9 protein-coding genes are annotated in these 9,369 nt (G+C 56.1%); 8 read left to right on the top strand and 1 reads right to left on the bottom strand.

The annotated features are described in order from the left end of the window. Positions 1-818, top strand: an 818-nt coding sequence (locus WW58_RS03205; RefSeq protein WP_046435346.1) for a hypothetical protein, incomplete at its 5' end; no start/stop codon positions are given. Positions 819-941: 123 nt separating this feature from the next. Continuing rightward, complete coding sequence (locus tag WW58_RS03200; protein ID WP_046435344.1) at positions 942-1,778, top strand: hypothetical protein; 837 nt, start codon at positions 942-944, stop codon at positions 1,776-1,778. A gap of 226 nt (positions 1,779-2,004) precedes the next feature. Here the strand turns inward: WW58_RS03200 and WW58_RS03195 are convergent, their stop codons facing one another. Continuing rightward, entirely contained in the window at positions 2,005-2,550 is a 546-nt protein-coding gene (locus WW58_RS03195; RefSeq protein ID WP_046435477.1) for a GNAT family N-acetyltransferase, read from the bottom strand. Between the two features lie 343 nt (positions 2,551-2,893). On the opposite strand from WW58_RS03195, the gene WW58_RS03185 reads away from it, so the two are divergent. The 6 genes from WW58_RS03185 to WW58_RS03155 all read left to right on the top strand — a co-directional run bounded on the left by WW58_RS03185 (position 2,894) and on the right by WW58_RS03155 (position 9,335). Further along, complete coding sequence (locus WW58_RS03185) at positions 2,894-3,817, top strand: SGNH/GDSL hydrolase family protein (RefSeq protein WP_046435339.1); 924 nt, start codon at positions 2,894-2,896, stop codon at positions 3,815-3,817. Further along, positions 3,790-4,743: a thioredoxin-disulfide reductase gene (gene trxB, locus WW58_RS03180; protein ID WP_232051391.1), complete on the top strand. Its 954-nt coding sequence runs from the start codon at positions 3,790-3,792 to the stop codon at positions 4,741-4,743. The genes WW58_RS03185 and trxB overlap by 28 nt, the downstream gene beginning before the upstream one ends. A 70-nt stretch (positions 4,744-4,813) precedes the next feature. Beyond that, the gene (locus tag WW58_RS03175) at positions 4,814-6,193 is read left to right on the top strand and encodes an L-serine ammonia-lyase (RefSeq protein WP_046435475.1); all 1,380 of its coding nucleotides are present in this window, start codon (positions 4,814-4,816) and stop codon (positions 6,191-6,193) included. Positions 6,194-6,294: 101 nt separating this feature from the next. Next, positions 6,295-6,984, top strand: coding sequence for a hypothetical protein (locus tag WW58_RS03170; RefSeq protein ID WP_012420307.1), 690 nt, complete (start codon positions 6,295-6,297; stop codon positions 6,982-6,984). A gap of 458 nt (positions 6,985-7,442) precedes the next feature. Then, the gene (locus tag WW58_RS03160) at positions 7,443-8,159 is read left to right on the top strand and encodes a PEP-CTERM sorting domain-containing protein (protein ID WP_102734468.1); all 717 of its coding nucleotides are present in this window, start codon (positions 7,443-7,445) and stop codon (positions 8,157-8,159) included. 165 nt (positions 8,160-8,324) lie between these two features. Continuing rightward, positions 8,325-9,335, top strand: a complete 1,011-nt coding sequence (locus tag WW58_RS03155) for an aspartate-semialdehyde dehydrogenase (protein ID WP_012420305.1) — start codon at positions 8,325-8,327, stop codon at positions 9,333-9,335. The last annotated feature ends 34 nt before the right edge of the window (positions 9,336-9,369 follow it).

Genomic DNA, 9,369 nt, shown 5'->3' with positions numbered 1-9,369 from the left:
CAGAAGGGCATGCTCCGCTCCTGAAAAGCCTGCTGGAACAAAATGATCTGAAAGCATTTTATCAGCACGCCAAAACGGTTCTGTCAGAACTGAACGCCATGCGGCGCCATGGAACGATGACGCGGGAAGAGGCCTGCGACATGATTTGGAGCCTTTATCTGATCAGCGGAGCCCCCATGTATGAAGCTCCGGATTACGACAGCACTCAGCCATGGCCTTATAAAGACGAGCGGGACAACGACATTGCCGCCAAATCAAGAGTCATTTCCGCGCTCTCCATCATGGATACGAAACAGATGTCGCGCAACCTGGGCATCCACGAACAACGGCTGAAACATCTCCATGCCGCTTACGCCGCCGCCATCATTAAAAGGCTGAAATCTCTGCACCTCCCTGATTTCGGAAAAAAAGAGACAGCGCTGAAAGATGAAATAATACGTTCCCATCCTGCCAATCCGGACGGGAATGTCATCGGCTCTGACATTAAAGATTACGAATGGACTCACCGATGGAACAATCTGGTCACATTTTCGTCAAGAAACAGCATGTATCATAGCTATGTCTCTAAAATCATGGAGAAAAGATTCATCCCCATGCTGGTGAAGTACTTCCCCGACCAGGCCGGGAAAGTCGTCAAATACATCAGGAAGGCGGGATACGGAGACGGCGAGGTTCTCGACCTCATCGACCGAACGGCTGGATACAACTCCAACACCGCCTACCTCTACCAGGGGAAAAGCGGGGAGGAACACAGGAAAAAGCTTCAGCAAAAAATACGGAATTCCTGTCCAGCCGCGAGCCGGAATGCCAATAAATAAAGGATAAAACGCCGGTCGTACTCAATAACATGCCTCAACAGCGTTCACCGGAAAACTCCGGAGTCCTGTAAGCAGTCCACTGTTTTTCCTTGGCAGGTTTCCGCCTCCGGCTATCATGCGGGCATGGGCCTTTTTCAGGATCAAACCAGCTCTTTGTCGGAAATCAAGCGGCTTGCCGCCCTCGTCACGGATCCCTCCCGCAGGGGGGAGATCGGTTCGGATCAATGGCCTCTGGCCATGATCGCCTACGGGCTGGTCACCTGCAATGAAACGGGAAGAGAAGAAGAAGGCGTCATCATTTACAACATGTTCCAATCCCGCTGCGCTCCGGACGCCCGCCGCAAATGCGCTCTGCAACTGGCAGCTTTTATCCGGCAGCGCAAAGGGGACGGATGGAGGGCCCTGCTGCCTTTTGCCATGGCGGATGAGGCGCCGGATATCCGCAGGCAATCCGCTTTCCTTATTTATACGCTGGCCGCGCCCCAGCCGGAGGAGCGGTTTCCCGGAATTGCCGGATTGGCGAATGTCATCTGCGCCTCTCCCTGCCCCGGACAGGCATCCATGGCTCCGGCGCTGGACGCCCTGATGAGCCTGGGAGACATGCGGTTTGCCCCTTATCTGTCTTTCATTTCCAAAAATCTCCCTCCCGGGCGCCTCGCGGACCTGCTGGCCGAAACGGAGGCCATTCCCACGGACCTGGGCTGCGGATGGCTGCTGGATATTCTGGATGAACATCCGGAGCTTTCCTCCACCATTGCGGCGGTACTGGCCGGGATGCCCTCCAGAGCCGGAGAAGTGCTGGACGTGGTCGTTCCCGTTCCCTCCTGGCAATTCACCAATTCCGCCGTCCAGCCGCTCCATTCCTGGAGTATTCCCGAATACAGGCTGCGCATGGAAGAGCGGCTCTCCAGATATCTTGCCCCGGAAGAGAGGGAAGCCGTGGACCGGGCATGGAGCTGAGTCTTCCGGTGTATCCCAACCCGCTGCATTTTTCAAAAAGCCGTCTCCCAAAAATGCGGAACGGCTCTTCTGATTCGGAAAATACAGGCTAAGGGGAGTTCCACAAACAGGCAAAACGCAATATGAGCCTGATGTCCTACAGGCTCATATCGGCAAAAGCCCCCCAAGGATAATTTGCTTCAAGAGGGAAAAATCCCCCATGGCGCGGATTTCCCCGTCCATTCATTCACCTCGCCACTACGTGGCGATGGTGGAAATCCACAAAGCTCCGGTATGTCTCCTCATCCAGCAAATCTCCATGCGTCATCAGCAGAAGCGGGAAAGGTTCACCCTCATCCGTATAAGGAGGATGGATATAATCAAACTGCGGATTGGGGACAAAGCCGTGCCTCTGATAAAACCCCAGCCGCCGGCGTGAGATCCCGTCCTCCGGAGGATCAATTTCCAAAATAACCTTGTACGGAAACGCATCCCTCAATTCTTCCAGAATCCTTTGCCCGGCGCCCTGGCCGCGCAGGGAGGCATCCACGGCAAAATACTCCAGATACACGAATTGTTCCCGACGCCACGTCACCAGCATCGCAACCACCCGGCCTTCCCCATTTAAAAATACTTCATAACAAAAACCGGGGTCTTGAAACGCCAACGGGAAATCCTGTATCCGCCGCTGTTCATGCACCGGAAAGCTTGTCCGGTAAATATCCAGAGAATCCAGGAACAGCGGATCATCCACACCCGTCACACGGCGCTTGGTCAGCGATTCAGACTTCATGAACCATATCCAACCACACCCGTCTCCTTTCGGCAAGTCCTCCGGAAAGTCTTCCCCAGTCATACAACCAGTTGTTCAGACTTAAATTGATGCAGAGCTTCCCAATCAAGGAGAAGGAAGAAAAATACCTTCGCGCGGCGATACGGAGACAAGGAAATCCCCGTCTGCCTGCCGGGATTGACGGCAGCCCCGGCGCCTGTACAAGGGATGCCGAAACAGAGGCATTCCATGTTCTCTTTTATCTCTATGAATTTACTTTTACCTGATGTATAGAAAGATCCTGCTCACGCCATGAATTCCATTTGAAATTTTACTCCGGAAACATGGAAACCCGTCTAAAGCCATGATGCCGCCCGTCAAGATATTCCTGCTGCTGATTTTTTCCTGGGCAGCTTTCCCCCGCCCTCTCCAGGCCCGGGAAGAGCCGCCCGCATCCCCCTCCTGGCCGTGCTGTGTTCCTGCACGCTCCGGCAGCCGTATTCTCTTTCTGGGAAACAGCTATACGTTTTTCAACCGCATGCCCGCCATGGTTAAAGCCATGGCAGACACCAAAGGATTGCGGCCGGACGTGCACATGCACGCGGCTCCGGCAGCATCCCTCCAGTCCCATTGGAATGACAGGCGTGCCCGCAACAACATGGAAGGAACGGCATGGGACTTCGTTATTCTCCAGGACCAAAGCGCTACACCTGTCCGGGCTCCGGAACGAACCATGGAGTTCGGAGAAAAATGGTGCTCTCTGGTACGAGCCGCCAAAGGAACGCCCATCCTGATGCTGACGTGGGGGAAAAGAGGAGCTTCCGGAACTCCGGACCCGCAGGAGCAAAAGGCTCTTCTTGAAACGTATTTGAAACTTGCCCGGAGGGAAAAAGCAGCGCTTGCCCCCGTGGGCATTGCCTGGGAGAATTGCCTCAAACGCCATCCAGGCATTCAGCTGTACCAGCCTGACGGCCGGCACCCGACGGAGGAAGGGAGCTACCTGACGGCATGCGTAATCTACTTCACGTTATTCGGAAAATCTCCGCTGGGCCTGCCGGGCCGCTTGTCCTTGAAAGGGACGCGGCTAAGCAATCTTCCCGCAGACAGGGCCAGAATATTGCAGACCGTCGCCAGGGATACATGCAGGCAGTTCTTTTCCGCCACTGCCGGAACCCGTCCCGCAACTGCCGGATTGCAGGCCTCTGCATTGTCTCCGCATAACGCAAAATCTACTCGCAAAACGGGCACGGGCCCTTTACCATGGCAACGGACATATATACTATTATGAGCGAACAAGTCATTATCATCGGTGCCGGCTGCGCTGGTTACACGGCGGCCATTTACACCGCCCGCGCCAATCTCTCTCCGCTTCTGATCACGGGTTCCCAAATCGGCGGACAGCTGACCACCACGACGGAAGTGGAAAACTTCCCCGGCTTTCCGGACGGCGTGATGGGGCCGGACCTGATGTTCCTGATGCAGCAGCAGGCGGAAAAGTTCGGCACCCGGTTTGCATATGAGGACGTCAAGAGCGTCGTCAGGGATGAAGCCACCGGACTGTTCACCGTGAAGACCAGCGGCCAGAATTACGAAACCCGGAGTATCATTGTGGCTACGGGAGCATCCGCCCGCTATCTGGGAATCCCGGGAGAGGAAGGGCTGGTAGGCCACGGCCTCACCGCCTGCGCCACCTGTGACGGAGCTTTTTACCGGGACGTGCCTGTGTGCGTGGTAGGCGGAGGAGACAGCGCCTGTGAAGAAGCCATGTTCCTGACGCGCTTCGCTTCCCGGGTGTATCTGATCCACCGCCGCGACACGCTCCGCGCTTCCAAAATCATGGCGGAACGAACGCTGTCCAATGAAAAGATTTTCCCCATGTGGAATTCCACCATCGTAAGCTATAAGACGGACGACAAGGGAGAACTGGAAGCCGTCATGCTGAAGGACGTAGTAGAAGGGGATGAAACGGAACTTCCCGTCAAATGCGTCTTTATGGCGATCGGGCACACGCCGAACACTTCTTTCCTGGGGGATCTGGTGGACCGGGACGATGCCGGCTACATTATCCGGAAAACAGGGATGATGGCGACCAGGACGCCGGGATTGTTCGCCGCCGGAGATGTGGCGGATCCTCACTACCGCCAGGCCATTTCTTCCGCCGGAATGGGCTGCAGCGCCGCGATTGAAGCGGAACGCTACCTGCTGGGGCTGTAAACCCATCTTTCGGGAAGGGCCGGAAATCCCGCTGGGAATTCCGGCCCTTCCCCGCTACAGGAAAACGGACATGCACCATTACAGCATTTTTGAGCTTTTCAGCATCGGCATAGGTCCTTCATCATCCCATACCGTAGGGCCCATGCGGGCGGCGCACCGCTTTCTTGAACAGATACGCCACTCCCCGCGCTTGGCGGAAATCTCAGGCATCCGCTGCGAATGCTATGGCTCCCTGGCCGCCACCGGACATGGGCACGGCACAGACACAGCCATCATGCTGGGGCTTCTGGGGGAAGAACCCCATACGGTGGAGCCGCGCAGCATTCCCGGAAAAATCGCCCGCCTGCACCAGCAGGAAACGTTGTCCGTCACGGAAGAAAAAAACGTCCGCTTCTCTCCTTCCCGCGACTTGGATCTTTCCCACTACCAGCCCCTGCGCCTGCATCCGAACGGGATGCAGTTTACTGCCGTCAATCAGGACGGAGACCCGGTGGAAGACGCGGTATTTTATTCCACGGGGGGCGGGTTCGTCTCTTCCGAACAGGAACTTCTGCATCCGGAAGAAAGGGACCGGGAAACCTTTCCTTTTCCTTATGAATCCGCGGAGGAACTGCTGCATATGGCTGATGAGCGCGGATGCCCTCTTTCCTCCATTGTCATGGCGAACGAATGCGCCATGCTCCCGGAACGGGAAGTCCGTGAAAAACTGGACCTGATCTGGGCGACGATGAAGCAGTCCATCTCCAACGGCATGAGCGCGCGCGGCAACCTGCCGGGCGTTCTGCAGGTTCCGCGCCGGGCCAAAACTTTGCGCAAGAATCTTCTGGTGCACGGAGAATCAGCCTTGAAAGACCCTCTCTCCATCATGGACTGGATCAATCTGTACGCCATTGCCGTAAGTGAGGAAAACGCGGCCGGCGGCCGCATCGTCACCGCTCCGACCAATGGAGCGGCGGGAATTGTTCCGGCCGTTCTTAACTACGCCACCAAATTCTGCGTTTCCCCGTATCCGGATGCCGTGCATCGCTTCCTGCTCACCGCCGGGGGAATCGCCATCCTGTACAAGAAAAACGCCTCCATTTCCGGCGCGGACGTAGGCTGCCAGGGAGAAGTGGGCGTAGCCTGCTCCATGGCCGCCGCCGCTCTTGCGGAGTACCTGGGGGGAACACCCCACCAGGTGGAAAACGCCGCGGAAATAGGCATGGAGCACAATCTGGGCCTCACCTGTGATCCTATTGCGGGCCTCGTCCAGATACCCTGCATTGAGCGCAACGCCATCGCCGCCATCAAGGCCATCAACGCCGCCCGCATGGCCCTGGGCGGTACGGGCGCTCATTTTGTCCCGCTGGACAAGGTCATCCGCACCATGCTGGACACCGGAAGGGACATGCAATCCAAATACAAGGAGACCGCCCAGGGCGGCTTGGCCGTCAACGTGGTGAATTGCTGAGGGTACATGAACCCCCTCCCTTGTCTTTTCACGCGCGTCTGTTCCCGCAAAAAACGCTCCGCCGGATTGACAGATACGGGGAGCAAAGGTAGGGTGCGGGCATGCTTTCACGCCTTTTTCTCGCTCTGGCCCTGTTGCTGGGCGGCACGGGACTGTCCCGGGCCGTTCACGTCGTCATGTGCGGCGGCCCCGCACTCAGGCAATGGGAAGGGCTGAGAATACAGCCTGACAGGCATGACAACTGGTGGGCCAACTTTGTAAGGGCCTCCACCATCCGCATCGCCCAGATCCAGCAGCAAGATCCTGCCGCCAGAATCACCTGGATTGTTTACCGCCCCGGTTACGCAACCCGGGGGAAGGAAGACGGAAAACCTTACACCCGCTGGATTGCGGACCTGGCTTCCAAGTATAAAATCAGGCTCGTCTGGGTAAACAGCGCCGACCAGGCCATCCGGGCGCTGAATTCCTCCCCGCGCTTCCACGGCGACAAGGTGGAATCCTTTTACTACTTCGGCCATTCCAACTGCTATGCGTGGATGCTGGACTACGGCAACAATATCATGGCCGTTTCCACGGAATGGATCCATGAGACGGACCTGAACAGGATACGGCGGGATATTTTCACGCCGCAGTCCGACTGCTGGAGCTTCGGCTGCTATACGGGAGCCAGCATGTCCCGCTGGTGGAAACGCATCGTAGGCGTCCCCCTCTGGGGCAACACGGAATCCACCCGCTACGGCCCCGTCTCTGACGGCAGGCTGCCGGAAGGCGCGGGAAAATGGGTTAAATAGCAGGCTTGCACCGCTCTTTCCTTTAAAGACAGGCTCCCTAAAATCGGGAGCCTGTTTTGTTGCCTTTCATGGAAAGCGAGGATATGCCGGATTTTCAATCCGGAAGTCAAGCGTAAATTCTGATAACCAAGAATTTGTGCCGAACTTTATTGCATCATTGAAAACCTTTTTATGCATACGGAAAGCCTGCCGAAATATCCACCCGTGCAGAAACCGCCGCCAGCTTTTGAGACTGCTCAAGATAAGTCTGAAAACCGGAGAACTCTTTTCCCTGAAAGCTGGTACATCTGCCGGGAATGTCCGTTTCAACAGCCGCAGGAAACAGTCCGTACCCTGCAGAAAGAGAAACTCATGCACTATTTTCAGGGCATATCGGATTGAAAATCCGCTTTATTCATCATGAGCGGGTTCAAGACAGCCCGGCAAATTACAGCAATAAAAAAGAGCAACGAACAACCATGAAGAACACATTATTTCTTTCCGGTCTTATGGCTTTGTGTTGCGGCGCAGGGATGGCCGCCACCGTAGCAATCGACCTAAATGGGGAGGCAGCCGAAGGGGCATCTCTGCCTGCAAACCTTAAATTGTCTGGATTCGGAGACGTCAACAGCGGAAATGTCATCACTGCACAAAAAGTCGTCACATGGTTGCAAGGCACCACCGGCTGGCAAGGCACTACTGCAAACGGCAATTCCGGCTCCGGTATTTACGGCAGCGTCACCGCATCCGGGGATACTGATGTATCCGTGTCTTTCATCAACAGAAATGCTTACGGCGGCTCTATCGTGGGAACAGCGGTAACGCTTACCAGTGATTACGCCAGTTATACCGGATTGACTCTTTCCGTGGACTGCGCCGGGCTGCAATCCGGAGCAAACTTCACGACGCTCAATATCGTTTATCAGACGGCAGAAGGCTGGCAGATCAGCCAGTTGACCGGCCAGGCCTCTTCTCTGATTCAAACAGGCATGACCCTGTCCGTGGACTTGAGCGGTACTCCCCTTACCAGCGACACGGCTTACATCGTGATGTCCACCCGCAATGGCGGCGGAAACACGAACTCCAACCTGCTTTTTTCCATGTCAGCCACTGCTGAGGATGTCGTTCCGGAACCGGCTACGGCATCCCTGAGCCTTTTGGGCCTGTCCCTGCTGATGCTGCGCCGCAAGCGCTGAAATAAAAAACGCGATCTTTCCCGTTTTTCAACAACTGTCCGGGGTGTAAAATCTCGGACAGTTTTTCATTTTTAAGCCTGAAGGCTTGCAATCGTATTGCCATATGACCGGGCTGCCGTATAATGGGGGCGGACGGAAAATATCCGTCATTTTCTGACAACAATCATGAACCAAGCACCCCATGTTGCCATCGTCGGCGCCACCGGAGCGGTGGGCGTTGAAATCCTGTCCTGCCTGGAAACACGCAATTTTCCCGTAGGTTCCCTGAAGCTTCTGGCCTCCGCCCGGTCCGCCGGAAAACAGGTCGCTTTCCGTGGGAAAATGCTGACTGTAGAAGAATTGACGGAAAAATCCTTTGATGGGGTGGATATCGCCCTGTTCAGCGCAGGCGGAGGCATTTCCCTGAAATTCGCTCCTATCGCGGCGGCTGCGGGCTGTGTGGTCATTGACAATTCCTCCGCCTTCCGGCAGGAGCCGGACGTGCCCCTGGTGGTGCCGGAAATCAATCCGGAAGCGGCCTTCAACCACCCCCGCAATATTATCGCCAACCCGAACTGCACCACCATCATTACGCTGATGGCCCTCTTCCCTCTGCATCAGCGTTTCGGGTTGAAAACCGTCATCGCCTCCAGTTATCAGGCGGTTTCCGGCAGCGGCCAGCACGGCATTGCGGAACTGGAAACCCAGGTGCGCGCCGTAGTGGACGGCCATCCCGTAGTGAAAAATGTTTATCCCCACCAGATAGCCTTCAATCTTCTTCCCCAGATCGATTCCTTTACGGAAAACGGCTATACCAAGGAAGAGCTTAAGATGCTTAATGAAGGCCGTAAAATTCTTTCCCTGCCCGAACTCAAGGTAACATGCACCTGCGTGCGCGTGCCCGTTTACCGTTCCCATTCCATCTCCGTTACCGCCCAGTTTGAAAAACCTGTGGACTTGGAAACTGCCCGCAGCGCCTATGAAGGCAAACCCGGAGTCGCCCTGATGGACAACCCAGCGGAGGGCGTGTGGCCCACCCCGCTGGACAGCACCAACGGAGATACCTGCTACGTAGGGCGCATGCGCATGGACATGGCGATTGACAATGCCCTGACTCTCTGGGTCGTGGGCGATCAGGTCCGAAAAGGGGCCGCGCTCAACGCCGTACAAATCGCGGAATTGCTGGTCAACCGCTGACCTGTTTCCTCCACACCCCGCACCTATTCCATAA

This window comes from Akkermansia sp. UNK.MGS-1, assembly GCF_000980515.1.
GTDB classification, from domain to species: domain Bacteria; phylum Verrucomicrobiota; class Verrucomicrobiia; order Verrucomicrobiales; family Akkermansiaceae; genus Akkermansia; species Akkermansia muciniphila.
This window is presented reverse-complemented; position numbering and strand designations above follow the sequence as displayed.

Coding starts and splice junctions, on each gene's coding strand:
- WW58_RS03200 (WP_046435344.1), top strand. CDS start 942: ATGGGCCTTTTTCAGGATCAAACCAGCTCTTTGTCGGAAATCAAGCGG.
- WW58_RS03195 (WP_046435477.1), bottom strand. CDS start 2,550: ATGAAGTCTGAATCGCTGACCAAGCGCCGTGTGACGGGTGTGGATGAT.
- WW58_RS03185 (WP_046435339.1), top strand. CDS start 2,894: ATGATGCCGCCCGTCAAGATATTCCTGCTGCTGATTTTTTCCTGGGCA.
- trxB (WP_232051391.1), top strand. CDS start 3,790: ATGGCAACGGACATATATACTATTATGAGCGAACAAGTCATTATCATC.
- WW58_RS03175 (WP_046435475.1), top strand. CDS start 4,814: ATGCACCATTACAGCATTTTTGAGCTTTTCAGCATCGGCATAGGTCCT.
- WW58_RS03170 (WP_012420307.1), top strand. CDS start 6,295: ATGCTTTCACGCCTTTTTCTCGCTCTGGCCCTGTTGCTGGGCGGCACG.
- WW58_RS03160 (WP_102734468.1), top strand. CDS start 7,443: ATGAAGAACACATTATTTCTTTCCGGTCTTATGGCTTTGTGTTGCGGC.
- WW58_RS03155 (WP_012420305.1), top strand. CDS start 8,325: ATGAACCAAGCACCCCATGTTGCCATCGTCGGCGCCACCGGAGCGGTG.